16 protein-coding genes are annotated in these 21,506 nt (G+C 61.0%); 11 read left to right on the top strand and 5 right to left on the bottom strand.

Annotation, left to right across the window (positions count from 1 at the left end):
* Positions 1–23: 23 nt before the first annotated feature.
* The 7 genes from AC6CIA_RS00670 (at position 24) to AC6CIA_RS00640 (ending at position 8,428) form a co-directional block, all read left to right on the top strand.
* A complete protein-coding gene (locus AC6CIA_RS00670) occupies positions 24–275 on the top strand; it encodes a DUF2934 domain-containing protein (RefSeq protein ID WP_339531165.1) in 252 nt (83 codons plus the stop codon).
* Between the two features lie 193 nt (positions 276–468).
* Positions 469–2,628 (top strand): glycogen debranching protein GlgX, encoded by a 2,160-nt coding sequence (gene glgX / locus AC6CIA_RS00665; protein ID WP_339531166.1) that lies wholly within the window; start codon positions 469–471, stop codon positions 2,626–2,628.
* A gap of 1 nt (position 2,629) precedes the next feature.
* Positions 2,630–3,631 (top strand): acyl-CoA dehydrogenase family protein, encoded by a 1,002-nt coding sequence (locus tag AC6CIA_RS00660; RefSeq protein ID WP_498310159.1) that lies wholly within the window; start codon positions 2,630–2,632, stop codon positions 3,629–3,631.
* Entirely contained in the window at positions 3,628–4,386 is a 759-nt protein-coding gene (locus tag AC6CIA_RS00655) for a PIG-L deacetylase family protein (RefSeq protein ID WP_498310158.1), read from the top strand. The genes AC6CIA_RS00660 and AC6CIA_RS00655 overlap by 4 nt, the downstream gene beginning before the upstream one ends.
* Entirely contained in the window at positions 4,383–4,982 is a 600-nt protein-coding gene (locus tag AC6CIA_RS00650; RefSeq protein ID WP_498310157.1) for an SAM-dependent methyltransferase, read from the top strand. Before AC6CIA_RS00655 ends, AC6CIA_RS00650 begins: the two co-directional genes overlap by 4 nt.
* Entirely contained in the window at positions 4,979–5,638 is a 660-nt protein-coding gene (locus AC6CIA_RS00645; protein ID WP_498310156.1) for a glycosyltransferase family 2 protein, read from the top strand. Before AC6CIA_RS00650 ends, AC6CIA_RS00645 begins: the two co-directional genes overlap by 4 nt.
* A 270-nt stretch (positions 5,639–5,908) precedes the next feature.
* On the top strand, positions 5,909–8,428 hold the full coding sequence (locus AC6CIA_RS00640; protein WP_498310155.1) for an autotransporter family protein: 2,520 nt from the start codon (positions 5,909–5,911) through the stop codon (positions 8,426–8,428).
* Positions 8,429–8,580: 152 nt separating this feature from the next.
* Here AC6CIA_RS00640 and glgB read toward each other — a convergent pair whose 3' ends face one another.
* From glgB to AC6CIA_RS00625, 3 genes are all read right to left on the bottom strand, one after another.
* Positions 8,581–10,812: a 1,4-alpha-glucan branching protein GlgB gene (gene glgB, locus AC6CIA_RS00635; protein WP_498310154.1), complete on the bottom strand. Its 2,232-nt coding sequence runs from the start codon at positions 10,810–10,812 to the stop codon at positions 8,581–8,583.
* Positions 10,809–14,162 (bottom strand): maltose alpha-D-glucosyltransferase, encoded by a 3,354-nt coding sequence (treS, locus tag AC6CIA_RS00630; RefSeq protein WP_498310153.1) that lies wholly within the window; start codon positions 14,160–14,162, stop codon positions 10,809–10,811. The genes glgB and treS overlap by 4 nt, the downstream gene beginning before the upstream one ends.
* Positions 14,163–14,333: 171 nt before the next feature.
* The gene (locus tag AC6CIA_RS00625; protein WP_498310152.1) at positions 14,334–16,346 is read right to left on the bottom strand and encodes an alpha-1,4-glucan--maltose-1-phosphate maltosyltransferase; all 2,013 of its coding nucleotides are present in this window, start codon (positions 16,344–16,346) and stop codon (positions 14,334–14,336) included.
* 203 nt (positions 16,347–16,549) lie between these two features.
* On the opposite strand from AC6CIA_RS00625, the gene AC6CIA_RS00620 reads away from it, so the two are divergent.
* Positions 16,550–16,708 carry a hypothetical protein gene (locus AC6CIA_RS00620; RefSeq protein WP_498310151.1) on the top strand — a complete coding sequence of 53 codons (159 nt, stop codon included), beginning with the start codon at positions 16,550–16,552 and terminating at the stop codon, positions 16,706–16,708.
* Positions 16,709–16,716: 8 nt separating this feature from the next.
* On the opposite strand, the gene AC6CIA_RS00615 is transcribed toward AC6CIA_RS00620, so the two are convergent.
* On the bottom strand, positions 16,717–17,211 hold the full coding sequence (locus AC6CIA_RS00615) for an MgtC/SapB family protein (RefSeq protein ID WP_339531181.1): 495 nt from the start codon (positions 17,209–17,211) through the stop codon (positions 16,717–16,719).
* A 119-nt stretch (positions 17,212–17,330) separates the two neighbouring features.
* On the opposite strand from AC6CIA_RS00615, the gene AC6CIA_RS00610 reads away from it, so the two are divergent.
* The 3 genes from AC6CIA_RS00610 (at position 17,331) to mapR (ending at position 20,669) form a co-directional block, all read left to right on the top strand.
* Positions 17,331–17,570: a DUF3203 family protein gene (locus tag AC6CIA_RS00610; RefSeq protein ID WP_498310150.1), complete on the top strand. Its 240-nt coding sequence runs from the start codon at positions 17,331–17,333 to the stop codon at positions 17,568–17,570.
* A 195-nt stretch (positions 17,571–17,765) separates the two neighbouring features.
* Entirely contained in the window at positions 17,766–19,181 is a 1,416-nt protein-coding gene (ccoG, locus tag AC6CIA_RS00605; RefSeq protein WP_498310149.1) for a cytochrome c oxidase accessory protein CcoG, read from the top strand.
* Positions 19,182–19,259: 78 nt separating this feature from the next.
* Positions 19,260–20,669, top strand: coding sequence for a GntR family transcriptional regulator MpaR (gene mapR, locus AC6CIA_RS00600; protein ID WP_498310148.1), 1,410 nt, complete (start codon positions 19,260–19,262; stop codon positions 20,667–20,669).
* Positions 20,670–20,675: 6 nt separating this feature from the next.
* On the opposite strand, the gene AC6CIA_RS00595 is transcribed toward mapR, so the two are convergent.
* Entirely contained in the window at positions 20,676–21,422 is a 747-nt protein-coding gene (locus AC6CIA_RS00595) for an SDR family oxidoreductase (RefSeq protein WP_498310147.1), read from the bottom strand.
* Between the last annotated feature and the right edge of the window lie 84 nt (positions 21,423–21,506).

Below are 21,506 nucleotides of genomic sequence, written 5' to 3'. Positions count from 1 at the left end.
AATTTTCTGCGAGGAGCATTGCGATGAATACCGAAGACAAACGCGTTCGTGAGTTCGCGTATCAGATCTGGGAGTCTGAAGGTAAACCTGAAGGCCAAGAGGCCCGCCATTGGGAGATGGCGCGCAAGTTGGTAGAAGCCGAGGCGTTGGCCCCGACCAAGCCTAAGGCGGCGGCCAAAGCCAAGCCCAAGGCCAAGCCCAAACCAGCCGCCGCAGTGGCAGAAAAACCTGCAGAAACCAAGAAACCCAGGGCGCCGCGTAAACCTGCCAACTGAACCGCGCACGCCATACATCCCGTAGCAGCCGCGGTGAACCTGACACGCCGTCAACGCAGCCTCGCCAAGGCTCGACAGCTGCTACGGGGCTCTCGTTCGGCAAGATTCAAGACGTATTGACTGTTACCCCGGATTCTTACCTGGCCCTTGGCCGGCACGGCCTCTTGGCCCGAAAAATTGCAGGAGCAACACCATGAGCAAACCCGACAAAGCCCAACCGACGCCCGCCAGCGAGCCGTCGCGGATTCGTGAAGGTTTGCCCTTCCCTCTGGGCGCCACCTGGGATGGCCTGGGCGTCAACTTCGCGCTGTTCTCGGCCAACGCCACCAAAGTCGAGCTGTGCTTGTTCGATGACAGCGGTGAAATCGAGCTGGAACGTATCGAACTGCCCGAATACACCGATGAAACCTTCCACGGCTACCTGCCTGACGCCCATCCCGGGCTGATCTACGGGTATCGCGTATATGGCCCTTATGATCCGGCCAACGGTCATCGTTTCAACCACAACAAACTGCTGATCGATCCCTACGCCAAGCAACTGGTGGGCGAGCTGAAGTGGTCTGAAGCGCTGTTCGGCTACACCATCGGCCACCCCGATGCCGACCTCAGTTTTGACGAACGCGACAGCGCCCCCTTCGTGCCCAAGAGCAAAGTCATCGACCCTGCGCATACCTGGGGCAATGACCTGCCGGTACGCACACCGTGGGACCGCACCATCATCTACGAAACGCATCTGCGTGGTATCAGCATGCGCCATCCTTCGGTGCCTGAAGCCGCACGCGGCACCTGCGCCGGGTTGATGGAAGATGACGTGCTCAAGCACATTCGCCAATTGGGCGTTTCGTCAGTCGAGTTGTTGCCGGTGCATGCCTTTGTCAACGACCAGCACCTGCTGGAAAAAGGCATGACCAACTATTGGGGCTACAACAGCATCGCCTTCTTCGCGCCTGATCCGCGTTATCTGGCCAGCGGCAAGATCGCCGAGTTCAAGGAGATGGTCGCGCACCTGCACGAGGCCAAGCTCGAGGTTATTCTGGACGTGGTCTACAACCACACCGCCGAGGGTAACGAGCAAGGCCCGACGCTGTCGATGCGCGGCATCGATAACGCCTCGTACTACCGGCTGATGCCCGACGACAAACGCTATTACATCAACGATTCCGGGACCGGCAACACCCTGGACCTGAGCCACCCGTGCGTGCTGCAGATGGTCACCGACTCCCTGCGCTACTGGGCCAGCGAGATGCACGTTGACGGTTTCCGCTTTGATTTGGCGACCATTCTGGGTCGCTATCACGAGGGGTTCGACGAACGTCACAGCTTCCTGGTCGCCTGCCGCCAGGACCCGGTCCTGCGTCAGGTGAAAATGATCGCCGAGCCCTGGGACTGTGGTCCCGGCGGCTATCAGGTGGGTAACTTCCCACCGGGCTGGGTGGAATGGAACGACCGTTTCCGCGACACCGTGCGTGCGTTCTGGAAAGGCGACGACGGACAGCTGGCGGATTTCGCCGGGCGCATGACCGCGTCAGGAGATATGTTCAACCAGCGTGGGCGCCGTCCTTACAGTTCGGTGAATTTCATCACCGCCCATGACGGTTTCACCCTCCACGACCTGGTGTCCTACAACGACAAGCACAACGAAGCCAACGACGAGAACAACCAGGACGGCAGCAACAACAACCTCTCGTGGAACTGCGGGGTCGAAGGCCCTACGGATGATCCTGAAATCAACGCACTGCGCCTGCGTCAGATGCGCAATCTGTTCGCCACGCTGTTGCTGGCGCAAGGCACGCCGATGCTGGTGGCCGGCGATGAGTTCGCCCGCACCCAGCATGGCAACAACAATGCCTATTGCCAGGACAGTGAAATCGGTTGGGTCAATTGGGATCTGGATGCAGACGGCAAAGCCCTGCTGCAGTTCGTCAAGCGTCTGATCAAGCTGCGCCAGGCTTACCCGATCCTGCGTCGTGGGCGTTTTCTGGTCGGCGATTACAACGAAGACATCGGCGTTAAAGATGTGACCTGGTTGGCGCCGGATGGCAACGAGATGACCACCGAGCAATGGCATGACAGTCACGGTCGGTGCCTGGGCATGTTGCTTGACGGCCGCGCCCAGGAAACCGGGATCCGCCGCCCGGGTGCGGATGCCACGCTGCTGCTGGTGGTGAATGCGCACCACGACGTCGTCAACTTCCGCCTGCCCCCGGTTCCGGATGGCGGCTTCTGGACCTGTCTGGTCGATACAAACCAAACCGCAGTGCGCGGCCAGGAACGCTTTGACTTTGATCACGAATATGCCGTGACCAACCGCTCGTTACTGTTGTTCGAGCTGCAACAGGAAGACGAGGTGTGAAATGGCGCTGGACGCATTCCTGCAGCTTAATCGCCAGGCACCTGCCGATGCCGAGGGCCTCGGGCAAACCCTGAGGGCGATGGTCCAGCAGCGGCTGGACCAGCTGCCGCTGCCCGGTGGCGGGCAGACGCTGCAGCGTTTCAACCAGTTGGCGCACGTGGCGGGCCACGATCTTGGGCTGTGTAAGTTGTTTGAAGGGCACACCGATGCGCTCGCGATCATGGCGGAACTCGACAGCCCTGCTCCACCTGCTGGCAGCACCTGGGGCATGTGGGCCGCTGAACCACCCACGGAGCGGGTTCGAGTCAAACGTGTGGGGCAGCGCTGGGTGCTTGAGGGGCGCAAGGCCTGGTGTTCAGGCGCCGGCGTGGTCAGCCACGGCTTGCTCACCGCCTGGGATGAACGGGACCGCCAGCAACTGATTGCCGTGCCAATGCGCCAGGCCGGCGTCACGGTAACCGGTGAAGGCTGGGAAGCGGTCGGCATGGGCGCCACTGCCAGTGTGCAAGTGCTGTTCTGCAACGCCGATGGCGTGGCGGTGGGCGGCCCCGGCGACTACGTGCAACGCCCTGGTTTCTGGCATGGCGGAGTCGGCATAGCGGCCTGTTGGTATGGGGCGGCGCGCGGTCTGGCAGAGGTCTTGCGCGAACACTGCGCACGCCGTGAAGAACCCCATGCGCTGGCTCACCTGGGCGCTGTGGACGTGGCCTTGTCTGCCGCGGCCGCCGTGTTGCGCAGCAGCGCCGAAGAGATTGACCGGCATCCACAGGCCAATGCGCAGTTGCTGGCGCGGCGCGCGCGCGGCGTTGTGGAGGCGGCGGCGGACCAGGTTATCGGGCATGCGGGCCGCGCCCTGGGGGCGGGACCTTACTGCAAGGATCGGCATTTCGCCCGCCTGATCGCGGACCTGCCGGTGTATTTGCGGCAAAGCCATGCCGAACGTGACCTGGCGGCCCTGGGTCAGCAACTGATCAGCCAAACCAACCAGACGTGGCCCCTATGAAAGCCAATCCGATTGTCGGCCAAGGCACCCCGCTGCGCCTGTGGCAAGATTCCCCCCGACTGGCCAACCTGCCTGTGATCAGCGTCACGGAACTTGTGCCGGAAGGCAGTCGCGCGGTCATCATCGCGCCCCATCCCGACGATGAAGTACTCGGCTGCGGTGGCTTGCTGCAAGGCTTGGCCGCGCTGGACCGGACACTGCAATTGATTTCCGTGACCGATGGCAGCGCCAGTCATCCCGGTTCACGCCGGTGGCCGGCGCAACGCCTGAGCGTGGTCCGCCCTCAAGAGTCGGCCCAGGCCCTGCATCGCCTGGGGTTGCCACTGCATAGCCTGAAATGGCTGCGCGCCGGTTTTGCCGACAGTCAGGTGGCGGCGCGGGAGGATGAACTGGGTGAATTCATCCAGCGTCATCTCAAGCCAGGCGATGTGGTGTTCACCACGTGGCGCGAGGATGGGCATTGCGACCATGAAGCCGTGGGACGCGCCAGCGCCAGGGCCGCCCTGGCGGTGGGTGCCAGTCTGGTCGAGCTGCCCATATGGACCTGGCACTGGGCGACACCCGACGATCAACAGGTGCCCTGGCACCGCGCCCGCAAGATTGCACTGACAGCCGAAGCGATCGCCCGCAAGCGTCACGCCATGCACGCCTTCGCCAGTCAGTTGGAGGGTGATCCACAGATCGGTTTGCCTCCGGTATTGGCGCCCTATGTGATCGAACGCCTGTTGCAACCTTTTGAGGTGGTTTTCGTATGAGTGTCGCCACTGCCTACTTCGATCAATTGTTTTCCGATAGCGATGATCCTTGGGCATTCCGTCAGCGATGGTACGAGCAACGCAAGCGTGCACTGACCCTGGCGGTGCTGACACGCCCCCACTATGCCTCGATTTTCGAACCCGGCTGCGCCAATGGCGAACTGAGTGCAGCGCTGGCAATGCGCTGTGATCGGCTACTGTGCTGCGACACCGCAGCGTTAGCGGTAGCGCTGGCCGAGTCGCGTTTGCAGGCGTTCCCCCACGTACAGGTGCAACAACGACGCTTGCCGGAAGAATGGCCGGAAGGTTCGTTTGAGCTGATCGTGCTCAGCGAGTGGTGTTATTACCTGGACCACGATGATTTGGGGGCAATGCTCGATCGGGCCGTGGCTTCTCTGACAGATGACGGCCAGGTAGTGGCCTGTCACTGGCGCCCGTCTATCGAAGGCTGTCCGCTCAACGCTGAACAGGTTCACGGTTTGCTGGAGCAACGGCTGGGTATGCCGCGTCAGGCACAGGTGCAGGACGACGATTTCTTGCTTGATTTGTGGGGGCGCCAAGGCGTCTCGGTCGCCACGCTGGAGGGCCTGCGATGATTGGCATTCTGATACCGGCACATAACGAAGAAGCGCTACTGCCCGAGTGTCTCAAGGCGGCCATTATTGCGGCAAACCATCCCGCGTTGCTGGGGGAAGAGGTGCGGATCCTGGTGGTCCTCGACAGTTGTACGGATCGCAGTGCAGCCATCGCACAGGGCTATCAAGTAGAAAGTCTCGCGGTACAGGCGCGCAATGTCGGACAGGTGCGCGGCGTCGGTGCCCGTCACTTGCTCAACCACGGCGCGCGCTGGATTTCCTGTACGGATGCCGACAGTCGGGTTGCGCCTGACTGGCTGGTGGCGCAATTGGCGCTGGGGGTGGATGCGGTCTGTGGAACAGTCAACGTCGACGCCTGGAGCGAGGACTTTGATTGCAACGCGCAAATGCGCTACCAGCAAGCCTATCAAGCGTGTGACGATCACCGGCACATCCACGGTGCCAATCTGGGGTTCAGCGCGAGTGCCTACCTGCGCGCCGGCGGTTTTGAACCCTTGGCTTGTCACGAGGATGTGCTGTTGGTACGGCAACTGGAGCGCAGTGGCGCGACGATTGCCTGGAGCCACGACCCTCAAGTAACGACCAGTGGCCGTCTGGATTGCCGCGTTCGTGGTGGCTTTGGCGATTATTTGAAAAGTCTGACACAGGTTTCCTGAGCATCGCCCAAGGCTGCTGGAGCGGATGCGCGAGCCCAGGACAGTGTTTTCGTGCAACATGAACGCACTCGTCCATACCTGTCATTTTTCACAGTAGCGGCCGCTACGCACGGTTGCTAACGTGTCGTCGGTGCTGCACACCTTGAGGTGCAGTCGCGAAAGCCATGCCAATTCATTGCATTGGCCGATGTTTTCCGAGCCAGGAAACCCGTAGTCCCTGATCCGTATCGCGCGTTGTGTTGCCATGGCCCTTAGCCCGGAGGAAGGATCATGAGCACACGGTTATCAGCTTTGATGTACCTGGGGATCGGGATGGGATCGGCGCTATTGCTCGCCGGTTGGCCCCTTCTCTCTCAAGCCGCTTGCACCTTGGCCTCCACGCCAGGAGATGACAGCTACACCTGCGACAGTGAAAGCAGTCCCGGTCTTATCGACACCGAGGGCAACAACAGCTTGACGCTCCCCGTCGGAGGCAGCGGAATCATCAATGGCGATGTCACGTTCGGTGCGGGACAGGACACACTTGAACAGGCTTCCGGTGAAATCACCGGTGAGGTGAACCTGGGCGACGGGGACGACGCCGTGCGCTTCACCGGCGGCAGCGCCGGCGCGATTTTGCAGGGGAATGGCATCGACGATTTCTTCATGAGCGGCGGTACCCTAGCGTCCCTCGCCCAGGGCGATAACCGCGATACGTTTTTGATGGAAGCCGGCACCATCACTGGCGCCTTCGAGGACGGCGACGTCGCGCGCATGTCCGGCGGCAGCATTGGCCGGGTTGATATGAAGCTGGATAAAAACATCTTCGAAATGAGCGGTGGCGAGATTCTGGGCAATCTGGTCACAGGCTTTGATACCGATACCATCTCCCTGTCAGGCGGCACGATTGGCGGCAATATCAGCGTCAGTGGCGGAAACGACAGCATCACCATCACCGGCGGTGAAGTCGCTGGCGAGATCCGTGCCGGCCCGGGCGATGACCGGTTCGTCTGGGACTCCGCGGGCACGATTCGCTCCCCCATCCTGATGGCCGCGGGCAATGACGAGGCGCTGCTGACGGGGCTCAGTGAAGGTGTCATGGGGGCCTCCCCCACGCTGGACGGGGGAAATGGCAATGACACCTTGACCTTCAACCGCACTCAATCAGCTTCGCCGAGTCGTTATCTCAACTGGGAAAACGTCAGGCTGGACAATGGATCGGAACTGACCCTCGCAGGCGCGCTGCTGCTCGGTGACGACATCTCGGGCACCGGTACTCTATCGATTGATCCGAGCAGTGCCCTGCGGGTCAGCCAGGGCCGCATCAGCCCTTTCACGCCGGGGCAGTCCGCGCAATTGAACAACAGCGGCCTGATCGACATGACCACCGGCAGCGCCAGTGCCACCGACAGCCTGACGGTGGACGGCAACTACATCGGCAACAATGGCCAGATTGCCTTGCAAAGCGTATTGGGTAGCGACGGTTCGCCCAGCGACAAGCTGGTGGTGAATCGGGGCACCCTGCAAGGCAACACGACGCTCGACATCAGTAACCTCGGCGGACCCGGCGCCGAAACCCTGAGTGATGGTATCCAGGTGGTCGAGGCGCTGAACGGTGCGACGGGTAGCGGCCAGGCATTCAGCCTGCGTGGCGGCTCCCTGTCCGAAGGCGCTTTCGAGTATTTCTTGTTCAAGGGCGGTGTCAGCGCTGGCAGTGCACAAGACTGGTACCTTCGCTCGACGATCGTAGCGGCTCCCTCGCCCACCCCTCAGGACCCTACGGTGTTCATACCGACTCCCGCCGAGGGCGCGCCGATTGAGTTGCCGACCCCGGTTCGCGGTGCACCGCCGATTGTCCTCTATCGCCCGGAAGTGCCTGACTACTCCACGTTCTTTCCCGCCGCCCAGCAACTGGTCAAGGCGATGCTCGGCACCTATCACGAGCGTTTGGGAGACCAGAGCCAACAGCAACGCACCGGCTCGTTTCCGGCGGGCTGGGGCCGGGTGTATGGCAACAGCAGCCGTCAGGCTTACGCCGGCACGGTGAGTCCGCGACTGGACAGCTCGCTCAGCGGTTTCCAGGTGGGTAGCGATCTGCACGCGTGGACCAGCGACAACGGCCAGACGCAACGCCTGGGTTTTTTTGTCGGTCATAGTCGCTTGAAGGGCAATGTCGACGGTTTCAATCGGGGTTGGCAGCATCTCGACGCCGGCAAAACCACGTTGCGCGGCGACAGCCTCGGCGTGTATTGGACACTGATCGATCCCCAAGGCTGGTACGTCGACGCGGTGCTGATGGGCACCCGCCTGAATGGCAGCAGCGAGTCTGATCGGGGCATCAAGCTCAAGACCGAGGGTCACAACGTATTGGGTTCGGTCGAAGTCGGGGTGCCGGTGCGCGTCTCCGAAAACTGGGTTGCAGAACCCCAGGCACAGGTGATCGTCGAGCGTACCTCGCTGGACAGCGAGAATGACCGGATTTCCGATGTTTCGTTTGCGGCGGACACCGGCGTGACCAGTCGGCTCGGCGTACGCCTGCGAGGCAGTTACACTATGGCCGGGATGCCGATTCAACCCTACGTGCGCAGCAATGTCTGGCACGCCTCGGCGGGCACCAATCGGGTGACGTTCAATGAGCTGACCGATATCGATACCGAACAGAAATCCACCACGCTGGACTTGAGCCTCGGCGCCACCTTGCAGGTGTCCCAGGTGGTCAGCGTGTATGGCGAGGTGGGTTATAACCGCAACCTGGACAGCAACCAACTGAACGGGCGAGAAGGCACCTTGGGCGTGAGGATCGAGTTTTAAACATAGCCCTCGTGGTGAGGGGGCGCCTTTTTGTAGGCGCGAGCTTGCTCGCGAAGAACTCAAAGGCACCGCGTTTATCCTGAATGCACGCGGTATCGTTGACGTTTTTCGCGAGCAAGCTCGCTCCTACAGTGCCCTCCACCACTGGGTCTTCACTCAGGTCGCAAGATCAGTACCCCCAGCGGTGGCAGGTTGAGAGACAATGACACCGCTTGCCCATGGTTCGGTTCATCGACGGTAAACGCCCCGCCACTATTGCCATAGTTGGAACCGGCATAGGTGTCGGCATCACTGTTGATCACCTCACTCCAGCGTCCGGCAAACGGCACGCCGACCTTGTAGGCTGCACGCGGCACCGGCGTAAAGTTGGCCACCACCAGCACCGGCCTGCCGTCCTTGCTCCAGCGCAGCCAGGCGTAGACGCTGTTGATCGCGTCGTCGCCGATCAACCACTGGAAGCCTTGCGGCGCATCATCTTGCTCGTGCAACGCCGGCTCTTCGCGGTACAAGCGGTTAAGGTCACCCACCAGTTTCTGCACGCCCTGGTGTTCAGGGTATTGCAGCAAGTACCAATCCAACTGCTGGTCGTGATTCCACTCGCGCCATTGGCCGAACTCACAGCCCATGAACAACAGTTTCTTGCCCGGATGCATCCACATGAAACTCAGGTAGGCGCGCAGGTTGGCGAATTTCTGCCAACGGTCGCCGGGCATCTTGTCGATCAGCGAGTGCTTGCCATGCACCACCTCGTCATGGGAAATCGGCAGGATGAAACGTTCTGACCAGGCATACACCAGGCCGAAACTCAGTTCGCTGTGATGATGGGCACGGTACACCGGGTCTTGCTGCATATAGTGCAGCGAATCGTGCATCCAGCCCATGTTCCACTTGTAGTTGAAGCCCAGTCCGCCCTGCTGGGTGCTTTGGCTGACGCCGGGCCAGGCGGTCGACTCCTCGGCGATCACCAGCGCGCCAGGCGCCTCCAGGGCAACCACGTCATTGAGATGGCGCAGGAAGTCGATGGCTTCGAGGTTCTCCCGACCACCGTGGCGATTGGGCACCCATTCGCCGGCCTTGCGCGAATAGTCGCGGTACAACATCGACGCCACGGCATCCACCCGCAGGCCGTCAATGTGGAAGTGTTTCAACCAGTGCAACGCCGAGGCGAGCATGAACCCATGGACTTCGGTTCGTCCCAGGTTGTAGATCAGCGTGTCCCAGTCCTGGTGAAAGCCTTCCAGCGGGTTGCCGTATTCGTACAGTGCGGTGCCGTCGAATTGCGCCAGGCCGTGGGTGTCGGTGGGGAAATGCGCCGGTACCCAGTCGAGAATCACCCCGATGTCGGCCTGATGGCAGGCGTTGACGAAGGCGGCAAAGTCCTCCGGCGAACCATAGCGGGCGCTCGGAGCAAATTGCGAGAGCAACTGATAGCCCCAGGAACCGCCGAAAGGGTGCTCCATGATCGGCATCAGCTCAATGTGCGTGAAGCCCAGCTGCTGCACATAGGGAATCAAGCGCTCAGCCAATTCCTGCCAGCCATATTGCCGGGACACCTCGCCCGCCTCGTCGAGCTCGCACTGCCATGAACCGACATGCAATTCATAGATCGACAATGGCGCACTGGATTGCTGGCGTTCGCCACGGGCCTGCATCCAGGCGTCGTCCTGCCAGTCGACGTGCAACGGCGAGGCGACTTTCGAGGCGGTGTCGGGTGGCAATTGGGTGGCCAGGGCCATGGGGTCGGCCTTGAGGGGCAGGATCCCGTGGGCGCCGAGGATTTCGTATTTATACGCCGCACCCGGTTGCAGGCGCGGAATAAAGATTTCCCATACCCCCGCCGGATGACGCAGGCGCATTGGATGCCGGCGACCGTCCCAAATGTTGAAATCGCCGACCACCGAGACGCGCCGGGCATTCGGCGCCCATACGGCAAAGCGCACACCCTGGACGCCGTCGACATGGGTCACTTGTGCCCCCAGGCAACTGCTCAGGTCACGGTGATTGCCTTCGGCAAACAGGTAGAGGTCCATTTCCCCCAGCAGCAATTGGCTGAAGCTGTAGGGATCTTCGGTAATCTGTTCGCCACCGGCCCATTGGATTTTCAACAGGTAATCCTGGCGCGAGGTGAAGTGCCCGACAAACAGCCCCGGCACCGACGTGGTGTCCAGGCGGCCGATCAACTCGCCGCTGTCACGGGCCAGCACTTCGACACTCAAGGCTTCAGGCAGGAAGGCGCGAATGAACTGGCCGCCCTGCTCGTCGTCGTGTGGCCCCAGAATCGAGAACGGGTCAGGATGCTCGGCACGTACCAGCGCCTCCACGTCCTTGGGTGCCGGTATTGCAGTTAATGTTGGCTGCAGCGGTTCATTGTGCGTGAAACTCATGACGTTTTCCCTCCGCGTGCCGTTTTAGGTAGTGCTTTCAAGCCGCCAAGCAACCCGTGCAAACCCTGCAAGGGCACCGGCAGCCAAGCAGGACGATTCTCCGCTTCGTAGGCCACCTCGTAGGCTGCCTTCTCGAGGCTGAACAACGTGAGCGCTGCATCAGCCCCCTTCGCATCCTGCCAATCATGCGCCAGTGTAGCCGTAGCCTCTTGATACGCCTGGATAAATGCCTGGCGCGCTTCAGTCACGTAGCGGTCCGCTACCCGTTGCCGCGCGGCATCGGTTTCGGGCGAATGATCCAGCCCTTGCCCCTGCACATTCAACGCCAGGGCCGCGGCGTAATCGAACGAGCGCAACACGCCCGTCACGTCTTTATACGGACTGTGTTTGCCACGGCGCTCGTGTAACGGACGCGCGGGCTCGCCTTCAAAGTCGATCAGATAAGCATCGCCCTTGACCACCAGGACCTGGCCCAGGTGCAAATCACCGTGCACGCGAAGGCGCCAGCCGCCGATGGTGGCCTTGGCCAGCGCCTGGACGTGGCTGGCGATGGATTTTTTCTGCGCCAGCAAGTCACTTACCAACACTTGATCCGCCGGGCTCAACTCACTCTGATGTTGCTTGAGCAGGTGCAGGGCCTGGTCCAGCTGAGTCCCGACCTGCTTGGCCAGGGCTTGACTGTCCTTGACCGACGTGACCTCTGGCGCGAAGTCCGGGTTGTCGGTAGGCGCGGCCAGCACTTGGTGCATTTCGCCCAGGCGCTGCCCCAGCAACCCAGCAAAATCCTGCAGCTCGCCGAGGGCGTTGTAGTGTTGTTCCTGTTCCGAAATCGCCTCTGCCAGTTCATCGCGGATCGCCCGTTCCAGGTTGTTCTGGGTCCAGGCCCACGCATCGCCCTGGTTGCTCAGGTAGCCCTGGGCAATCATCAGCAAGTTGTCCTGCCCTTCGGCATCCCGGCGAATCACCGAACCCAGCAGCGGCGAAATATGTGCGTAGCCGGCTGCGGTCAGGTAAGCGCTCATTTCCAGTTCCGGGTGCACGCCCGTGCTGATTTTGCGGATCAGCTTGAGCACCAGGCTTTCGCCGACCACCACCGAACTGTTGGACTGCTCGGCCGCCAGGTAACGTACCTCCAGCTCCTCGGCCGGTAGCCACTGGGCCAGTTGCGCGGTGGGTTCGAAGCGGATCTCGCCGTCGCTGGCGTTGAGCACGGTATTGGCCTGCATCGCCTGGATGACCGCGCGCACAAAGGTATCGAGGCTGAAGGCGTCGGTGATCAACCCGACCTGCCGTACGCGACGCACCCGCGCCAGGGCCAATTGTTGAGGCAGGGCACTGGTGAATTGGTCTTCACCGAGCAAACCGAACGGCAGTTGATAGCGGCTCACTTGCCCGCCGCTGCTGACCTCGATTTCACTGAGCAGCACCGGATGCTGCGGATCGCCAAAACGCACGCCATACGCGATGTGCACAGTGTCGATCGCCGAATCCTTGCCGGCAAACCAGCGGCGCTTGGGCAGCCATTGCGGCAACGAAGTCTGCTCCAGTGTCGCGCGGCTTGGCGCTTCGAGCAGTTCTTCGAGGCGTTTTTTCAGGACCAGTGTGGTGAAGTCCGGAATGCTCTGCGCAGGCTCCACGTGCCAGCTCGGCATCTGGTTTTCCGCGGCCAGCACGAACCAATAGAAACCGTAAGGCGCCAGTGTCAGCAGGAAATTCAGCTGGCCGATGGGCGGGAATGCATTGCCGCCCAGCATTTCCACCGGAACCATGCCGGCAAACGCTGACAGGTCCAGCTCGGCCGCCTGGGCGGTACGCGATACGTTGGCCACGCAGAGGATGATTTCCTGTTTGCCATCGGCACCGGTGTATTCACGGGTATACGCCAGGATCCGCCGATTGCTCGGCGACAGCATTTTCAGGCTGCCGCGCCCGAATGCCTTGGATTGCTTGCGGATCGCCAACATGCGCCGGGTCCAGTTCAGCAGCGAGTGCGGATCCTGGGCCTGGGTTTCGACATTGACCGATTGGTAGCCGTAGAGTGGGTCCATGATCGGCGGCAGTACCAGGCTGGCCGGGTCGGCGCGCGAGAACCCACCGTTGCGGTCGATCGTCCACTGCATGGGTGTGCGCACGCCGTCGCGGTCGCCGAGGTAAATGTTGTCACCCATGCCGATTTCGTCGCCGTAGTACAAGGTCGGCGTGCCCGGCATCGACAGCAGCAGGCTATTGAGCAATTCGATACGGCGACGGTCGCGTTCCATCAACGGCGCCAGACGCCGGCGGATACCCAGGTTGATACGTGCGCGGCGGTCGGCGGCGTAGTAGTTCCACAGGTAGTCCCGTTCCTTGTCGGTGACCATCTCCAGGGTCAACTCATCGTGGTTGCGCAGGAAGATCGCCCATTGGCAGTTAGCCGGAATTTCCGGGGTCTGGCGCAGGATGTCGGTGATCGGGAAACGGTCTTCCTGGGCCAGGGCCATGTACATGCGCGGCATCAGCGGGAAGTGAAAGGCCATGTGGCATTCGTCGCCGTCATCGCCCTTTTTGTCACCAAAATACAATTGCGTGTCTTCCGGCCACTGATTGGCTTCGGCCAGCAACATGCGGTCCGGATAGTTGGCGTCGATCTCGGCGCGGATCTGCTTGAGGACGTCGTGGGTTTCCGGCAGGTTTTCGTTATTGGTGCCATCGCGTTCGATCAGGTACGGGATGGCGTCCAGGCGCAGGCCGTCGATGCCCATGTCCAACCAGTAGCGCATCACCGACAACACGGCTTTCATCACTTGCGGGTTGTCGAAGTTGAGGTCCGGCTGGTGGGAATAGAAACGGTGCCAGAAGTATTGGCCGGCCACCGGATCCCAGGTCCAGTTGGATTTTTCCGTGTCGAGAAAGATGATCCGGGTCCCGTCGTATTTCTGGTCGTCGTCGGACCACACGTAGAAATCCCGCGCACTGGAGCCGGGCTTGGCCTTGCGAGCGCGCTGGAACCACGGGTGCTGGTCGGAGGTGTGATTGATGACCAACTCGGTGATGACCCGCAATCCGCGTTTATGCGCCTCGGCGATAAAGCGCTTGGCATCGGCCATCGTCCCGTAATCGCTGTGTACGCCACGGTATTCGGCAATGTCGTAGCCATCGTCGCGCCGTGGCGAGGGATAGAACGGCAGCAGCCAGATGGTGTTCACGCCGAGGTCGGCAATGTAATCGAGTTTGGCGATCAGCCCGGGGAAGTCACCGATGCCGTCGTTGTTGGAATCGAAATAGGATTTGACATGTACTTGATAGATCACCGCGTCCTTGTACCAGAGCGGGTCTTTGATAAAAGTGGCAGCCTTGGGCTTCTTCGCCATGGGTCAACTCCTGAAAAATTCTAAAAAACCGGTCTGAATAAAAAAGCCTGCCCCGCCATTTTCGTAGTAACTGTCGAGCCTCGGCGAGGGTGCGATCTTTGATCTCTCTGATACACCGGACGCAGCCTCGCTCGGGCTCGACAGCTGCTACGCAGGCAACCATTCGCCTGGTCAGGACACCGTGATCCGCCAGATTCCGAATGGCTGGTTCCAGGGTTCGATGCGCATGAACTGTGTCTTGCCATGCCAGGTCCAGCGGTGGCCGTTCATCAAGTCTTCGCCCTGGGTCTGGGCGTCGTCCGGCAGGCCCAGCTCCCATAGCGGCAGCTCAAAGTGGGCTTCCTGGGCATTGAACGGATCAAGGCTCACGGCGACGAGGATGAAGTTGCTGCCGTCCTCGCTGCGCTTGCCGAAATACACAATGTTGTCGTTCCAGGCGTTGTAGAGCGTGAGCCCCAGGTGTGTCTGCAGCGCGGGGTTTTGCCGACGAATGCGGTTGAGTTGCGCGATTTCCGCAATGATGTTGCCGGGGGCGCTGAAATCCCGTGGGCGGATCTCGTACTTTTCCGAGTCCAGGTACTCTTCCTTGCCCGGAACCGGTGCCGACTCGCACAGTTCAAAGCCCGAATACATGCCCCACAGCCCCGACCCCATGGTTGCCAGCGCGGCTCGGATCAGAAAACCGGCGCGTCCGCACTGGTGCAGAAACCCCGGGTTGATGTCGGGCGTATTGACGAAAAAGTTCGGTCGATAACATTCGCGCCAGGGCGACTGGTTCAACTGCGTGAAGTATTCACTCAACTCGGCCTTGGTATTGCGCCAGGTGAAATAGGTGTAGCTCTGGGAGTAACCGACCTTACCCAGGCGGGCCATCATCGCCGGCGTGGTAAAGGCTTCGGCCAGGAAGATCACCTCAGGGTGCTTGGCCCGCACGTCACTGATCAACCATTGCCAGAACGGCAGCGGCTTGGTGTGCGGATTATCGACGCGGAACGTCTTGACGCCCTCCTGCACCCAGCCGACGACGATGTCCCGCAGTTCCATCCACAGGCCCGGGATCGCATCGGCGGCGTAGAAGTCGACGTTGACAATGTCCTGGTATTTCTTCGGCGGGTTCTCGGCGTATTTGATCGTGCCGTCGGGACGCCAGTTGAACCAGCCGGGATGTTGTTTGAGCCACGGATGGTCCTGGGAGCACTGGATCGCAAAGTCCAGGGCGATTTCCAGGCCATGCTCCGCGGCGGCCGCCACCAGGCGCCGGAAGTCCTCGCGGCTGCCCAGTTGCGAGTGGATCGCTTCGTGGCCGCCCTCCTCGCTGCCAATCGCGTACGGGCTGCCCGGATCATCGGGACCGGCGGTCAGGGAGTTGTTCTTGCCCTTGCGGTGGCTGCGGCCGATGGGGTGGATCGGCGGGAAGTACAGCACATCGAAGCTCATGTCACGGATCATCGGCAGACGCGAGTGCACGTCGTTAAACGTGCCGTGGCGCGCGGGATCATCGGTGATCGAGCGAGGAAACAGTTCGTACCAGCTGGCAAACAGCGCTTGCCGGCGTTCCACATCAATCGGGTAAATCGGGCTGGTGCTCAAATAAGGGCGCAAGTCAGCCTGGGCCATCAGTTCTGCGCTGTCTTCGTGCAGGAAACGTGCGACCTGCTCGGTCTCCAGCAGCCCCGAGAGTTCCTGGTGCAACTGCATCAAGCGCTGGTGCAGCTCGCCCTCGTTGCGCTCGGCCGCCTGCAGCACCTGGCTGCGGCCTTCCTGCAATTCCAGGCTGACCGGCACGCCGGCCGTGTGTTTTTTGCCCAGTTCGTAGCAAAAGCTGGCGAACTGATCGATCCACGCCTCGATGCAATAATGAACAGGACCTTGTTCCAGCACGGTAAAGCTGCCTTCCCAGGCGTTGTTGCCCAATTCAGTCATGGTCACGCTGTGCCAGTGTTCTTCGTGGGCGCAGCGCCAGCGGATCCGTACCGCCAGTTGGTCGTGCCCGTCGGCGAAGACGTTACTGGTGACATGAATCCGCTCGCCCTCCACCGCCTTCACCGCGAAGTCACCGCTGTCGATCACGGGCGTGGTGTCCTCAATGGCGATCCTGGGCAGCAACAACGCCTGCGACAGCGGCAAAGGTGAAGTTGAATCGTTCTGTGTGGTTAGTGCCTGTTGCAGTAATTCAGCAGTCATCGAGCATCACCTCTACGCCCCAAGGACGCTCTTTTGCTTGATCGTAATGGTGCAATGGTCCCGGCTGTTCCTGAGTCGGGTCGCTTAAGGTCCGAGCCCGCCCGGCGCTGAAAAGTTCAGGTGAATGTGCCGCCATCCGGCGGGAATCAATCGGCCATCGTCGTTGTCCACCGCTACAGCAAAGCATAAAGGAGGCCATACCGATGAATATCCCGATCCCGGCTGAAACCCCTGATCCCAATATCGAAAAACCGACCTTGCCGCCGACCGAGCCTGAGCCGGTTCCTGAGCAGGAACCACCGGAGAACGAGCCGCCACCGGTGGAAGAGCCACCCGCGAGCATGCCACCAGTGATTGTCTGAACGAAGGATCAGGGCTTTTCGAAAAGCCGTACGATCCTCGGCATTACGCTGAACACCACCAAGGCGAGTACCGTGCTCAGCACGGCTGTCGATTCCTTGCCGAGTCCCGCCGCCATGCCGATGGCGGCAGTCATCCATAATCCGGCAGCGGTCGTCAGCCCTTTTACGTCCTGTTCATCCTCTTCTGACCGGCCCTTGAGAATGGTCCCGGCCCCCAGAAAGCCGATTCCGGCAATCACGCCCTGTACCACGCGGCTCATCGCGTCTTCCTCGGCGCCAGACATCTGTGGCACCAGCACGAACAACGCCGCGCCCATCGCCACCAACATATGTGTGCGGACCCCGGCGGCCTTGCCTTTGTGTTCGCGCTCAAAGCCCAGGATGCCGCCGAGCAGGGCCGCGATCAGCAGGCGCAGGGTAATTTGCGTCACGTGTTGCGCATTGCCGATATCGCTGAATTCGGTTTGCAGGGTGAGCCAGACTTCATGCCACCAGGCGTCCATGGTCCTTTCCTTCTCAAGGGGGGATAAAGGATGGACAGCGGCGACCGCCAGTCAGTTGCCCCGAACCATCATTGACCTGGCGTTCACTAACCTACAGGCCTACCTACAAGGAGAACGTCATGCCCGTACGCATCGAACACCAGACCTGTTACTTCAAGATCGACGATACCGGCCAGGAAACCAGCCGTGCGGCCGACGCGGTAACGGTGATCACTGACAGCGAGAAGGCCATGTCGGCGGTCGACCTCGACGGCCAGCGGGTCTACATCACCGAGGCTGAGGCCGACGCGTTGACCGTTGCCGGCGCGAAGGATGGACGCGAGCACCTGAGAGCCACCGATGGTGATTCGGTGATCTGATTGATCTGGATCAGCGCAGTTTAGAACCGCCTGGTCCAGGCCCGCTCTACAAGGCGCACGAGGTGTAGCAGAACGTCGGAGGGGCGGCTCAGAACTCCATCTGATCCGCTTTTTATCGTTTTACCTGAGTCTGTTATGCAAACAGAGCGCCGCGCATAGTTCATCCGCCTGATGGAGGCTGATGAGCGAAAGACCATGAGCGATAGAATCCCCGTCCGATTAGTAGAGACATTTGCGCCTGCCCACCCACGGAAGATGAAGGCCAAATCCAGCGACAACCTGATCCACACCCGCAGTTTCACGGGGCTGTTCCGCACCTTGCGCGTGAGCGGCGCGGGCGTTCTGTTCCTGGCCTTCTTCGGCACCGTATGGCTGAACTGGGGCGGCCGCCAGGCAGTGTTATGGGACCTGGCTGCAAGCAAGTTTCATATCTTTGGCGCGACCTTCTGGCCGCAGGATTTCATTTTGTTGTCGGCGCTGCTGATCATCTGTGCCTTTGGCCTGTTTGCGATCACGGTCTTTGCCGGCCGGGTGTGGTGCGGCTATACCTGCCCGCAAAGCTCGTTTACCTGGCTGTTCATGTGGTGCGAGAAAGTCACTGAAGGCGAACGTAACCAGCGGATCAAGCTGCAGGCTGCGCCGTGGAACCTGAACAAGCTGCTCCGGCGCTCGGCCAAACATACGCTTTGGCTGGCCATCAGCGTGCTTACCGGGCTGACATTTGTCGGTTACTTCACGCCGATCCGGCCCCTGGGCGAAGCATTGCTGAGCGGGCAAATCGGCGGTGCCAGCCTGTTCTGGGTGCTGTTTTTCACAGGTGCCACCTACCTCAACGCCGGCTGGCTGCGCGAAGCGGTGTGCATGCACATGTGCCCGTATGCGCGGTTCCAGAGCGTGATGTTCGACAAGCACACCCTGACCATTGCCTACGACGCCGCCCGTGGCGAACGCCGTGGCCCACGTAAACGCGAGGTGAAGGCGGCCGATACGGGCCTCGGTGACTGCATTGACTGCTACCTCTGCGTGCAGGTCTGCCCGACCGGCATCGACATTCGCGACGGCCTGCAGATGGAGTGCATCGGCTGCGCGGCCTGTATCGATGCCTGTGATTCGATCATGGACAAAATGGGCTACGCCCGTGGCCTGGTCAGCTACACCTCCGAGCATCAACTGCAAGGTGGCAAGACTCATCTGCTCCGGCCACGCCTGATCGGCTACAGTGCGGTGCTGCTGGTGATGATCGGCGCGTTGGTGACGGCGCTGGTCGAGCGTCCAATGGTTTCTCTGGATGTGACCAAGGATCGCGGGATGTTTCGCGAGAACAGTGACGGCTTGATCGAGAACATCTATAGCCTCAAGGTCATCAACAAGACCCAGCAGCACCAGGATTATCGCCTGGAGCTGGTAGGCGCCGATGGCTTCCAGTTGCAAGGCAAGACCCGGATCAGCCTGGCGCCCGGCGAGATAACCGATGTACCCGTGTCGGTCGCGCTGACGGCCGACAAACCGTCGAGCAGCTCGCAAATCATCAGTTTCAAGGTGACTGACGAAGATCAACCGGCTATCTACACCGTCGCCAACAGCCGCTTTGTCGCGCCGCTGAATCGCTGAATTGGCGTTTGCTCGATAAGCTTCAAGACGCCATCAACGGCTTTGTTTTAAACAGTAATCCATTGCACTAGGACCCCGATGAAACGCTACGAAAAATTTGCCGAAGACATCGCGGAACTGATCCGCTCCGGCGTCCTCGGCCCTGGCCAGCGGGTGCCTTCGGTGCGTTATGCCAGCCAGACCTACGGCGTCAGTCCGTCCACGGTGTTCCAGGCGTATTACCTGTTGGAGCGGCGAGGTCTGATTCGCGCCCGGCCGCGTTCCGGTTATTTCGTCAATGCCCATGCGCCGAGCCCGTTTTCCGAGCCGGTGGTGAGTAGCCAGGTGCATGACTCCACTGAAGTCGACGTCAGCGAACTGGTGTTTTCGGTGCTCGATTCGATCAAGGATCCACAGACCGTACCGTTTGGCTCTGCGTTCCCCAGCCCGACACTGTTCCCCTTGCAGCGTCTGGCCCGTTCCCTGGCCCGTGCGAGTCGGGACATGGACCCGCGCCTGGTGGTCACCGACATGTCGCCGGGCAACCCACAACTGCGTCGGCAAATCGCCCTGCGCTATATGGTCGGTGGGCTGATGCTGCCCATGGAAGAACTGCTGATCACCAATGGCGCCCTGGAAGCCCTGAATCTGTGCCTGCAAGCCGTGACCGAGCCGGGTGACCTGGTGGCCATCGAAGCCCCGGCGTTTTATGCCTGCCTGCAAGTACTGGAGCGCTTGAAACTCAAGGCCGTGGAAATCCCGGTGCATCCCCGGGATGGCATTGACCTCAAGGTATTGGCGCACAGCCTGCAGCGATACCCGATCAAGGCCTGCTGGTGCATGACCAGCTTCCAGAATCCCATGGGCGCGACCATGCCCGAGGCCAGGAAGCAGGCGCTGGTGGAGCTGTTACGGGCTCATCAGGTGCCGCTGATCGAGGATGATGTGTATGCCGAGTTGTACTATGGTCAACAAGCACCCAAGCCGGCCAAGGCCTTTGATACCGAAGGTCTGGTGATGCATTGTGGCTCCTTCGCCAAGAGCCTGGCGCCCGGCTACCGCGTGGGTTGGGTCGCGGCGGGACGCTATGCGACGAAGATCGAGCGGCTGAAGTTGATGACCTCGTTATGCGCGTCAATGCCGGCCCAGGCGGCAATTGCCGACTACCTGCAACATGGTGGATACGACCGGCATCTGCGTAGACTGCGCGATGCCCTGGAAGAACAACAACGCTCGATGCTGGCCGCCATTGCACGTTACTTTCCCGCGCAAACCCGGGTCAGCCAACCCGCCGGCGGGTACTTCCTGTGGCTGGAACTGCCGGAGCCAACCGACTCACTGAAACTCTTCCAGATGGCGCTGGCCCAAGGCATCAGCATCGCACCGGGGCCCATCTTCTCGCCGACCCAAAGGTTCAGGAACTGTATTCGCTTGAACTACGGCAGCCCCTGGAATGAAGCCAGTGAGCAGGCGATGGAGACGCTGGGGCGTATCGTGCGGTCGTTCTAATGCGGCTCAGCGACCACCGCCCAGATCGACAAAGGTCCCGGTGGAGTAGGACGCCTTGTCCGACAACAACCAGATAATCGCCTCGGCCACTTCATCCGGGCGCCCGCCCCGCGCCATGGGAATGCCTGACTCCAGCTTGCTGACCCGCTCCGGGTCGCCGCTCAAGGCGTGAAAGTCAGTGAATATATAGCCAGGGCGCACCGCGTTCACACGAATGCCCTCGCCGGCCACCTCTTTCGACAACCCAATGGTAAAAGTGTCCAGCGCGCCTTTGGACGCGGCATAGTCGACGTATTCACCCGGGGAGCCGAGACGCGCCGCCACCGACGAGACATTGACGATGCTGCCACCTTGTCCGCCATGCCTGGGCGACATGCGCAGGACAGCGTGCTTGGCACAGAGAATCGGGCCGAGGACGTTGGTTCTGATGATCTTCAGAATGCGCACTTCGGACATTTCATCGACCCGCGACTTACGGCCGACGGTGCCCGCATTGTTTACCAGCGCCGTGACTCGGCCCAATTCGCTATCGACACGCTGGAACAGGCTGATCACTTCCTCTTCGATGCTGACATCGGCACGCACCGCGATGGCTTGTGCGCCAAGCGCACGCACGTGTGCCAGTACCTGGAGCGCCGCGTCTTCGTCAGACTGGAAGTTGATACAGATGCGATAACCCTGGCGGGCGGCCAACAACGCCGTGGCGGCGCCGATCCCACGACTACCGCCGGTGATGATGACGACTTTGTCCATGCGTGTTGTCTCCTGTAGGACCTTGGAACCGTTGGATCCAAGAATACCTGCCACAGACCTGTTTTGCATGGACTCACATCAATG

Source organism: Pseudomonas sp. GQ91, from assembly GCF_059758795.1.
This window is presented reverse-complemented; position numbering and strand designations above follow the sequence as displayed.

Bases quoted from the DNA above. Each gene is read 5' to 3' on its own strand.
- AC6CIA_RS00670 (WP_339531165.1), top strand. From the start codon at position 24: ATGAATACCGAAGACAAACGCGTTCGTGAGTTCGCGTATCAGATCTGG.
- glgX (WP_339531166.1), top strand. From the start codon at position 469: ATGAGCAAACCCGACAAAGCCCAACCGACGCCCGCCAGCGAGCCGTCG.
- AC6CIA_RS00660 (WP_498310159.1), top strand. From the start codon at position 2,630: ATGGCGCTGGACGCATTCCTGCAGCTTAATCGCCAGGCACCTGCCGAT.
- AC6CIA_RS00655 (WP_498310158.1), top strand. From the start codon at position 3,628: ATGAAAGCCAATCCGATTGTCGGCCAAGGCACCCCGCTGCGCCTGTGG.
- AC6CIA_RS00650 (WP_498310157.1), top strand. From the start codon at position 4,383: ATGAGTGTCGCCACTGCCTACTTCGATCAATTGTTTTCCGATAGCGAT.
- AC6CIA_RS00645 (WP_498310156.1), top strand. From the start codon at position 4,979: ATGATTGGCATTCTGATACCGGCACATAACGAAGAAGCGCTACTGCCC.
- AC6CIA_RS00640 (WP_498310155.1), top strand. From the start codon at position 5,909: ATGAGCACACGGTTATCAGCTTTGATGTACCTGGGGATCGGGATGGGA.
- glgB (WP_498310154.1), bottom strand. From the start codon at position 10,812: ATGAGTTTCACGCACAATGAACCGCTGCAGCCAACATTAACTGCAATA.
- treS (WP_498310153.1), bottom strand. From the start codon at position 14,162: ATGGCGAAGAAGCCCAAGGCTGCCACTTTTATCAAAGACCCGCTCTGG.
- AC6CIA_RS00625 (WP_498310152.1), bottom strand. From the start codon at position 16,346: ATGACTGCTGAATTACTGCAACAGGCACTAACCACACAGAACGATTCA.
- AC6CIA_RS00620 (WP_498310151.1), top strand. From the start codon at position 16,550: ATGAATATCCCGATCCCGGCTGAAACCCCTGATCCCAATATCGAAAAA.
- AC6CIA_RS00615 (WP_339531181.1), bottom strand. From the start codon at position 17,211: ATGGACGCCTGGTGGCATGAAGTCTGGCTCACCCTGCAAACCGAATTC.
- AC6CIA_RS00610 (WP_498310150.1), top strand. From the start codon at position 17,331: ATGCCCGTACGCATCGAACACCAGACCTGTTACTTCAAGATCGACGAT.
- ccoG (WP_498310149.1), top strand. From the start codon at position 17,766: ATGAGCGATAGAATCCCCGTCCGATTAGTAGAGACATTTGCGCCTGCC.
- mapR (WP_498310148.1), top strand. From the start codon at position 19,260: ATGAAACGCTACGAAAAATTTGCCGAAGACATCGCGGAACTGATCCGC.
- AC6CIA_RS00595 (WP_498310147.1), bottom strand. From the start codon at position 21,422: ATGGACAAAGTCGTCATCATCACCGGCGGTAGTCGTGGGATCGGCGCC.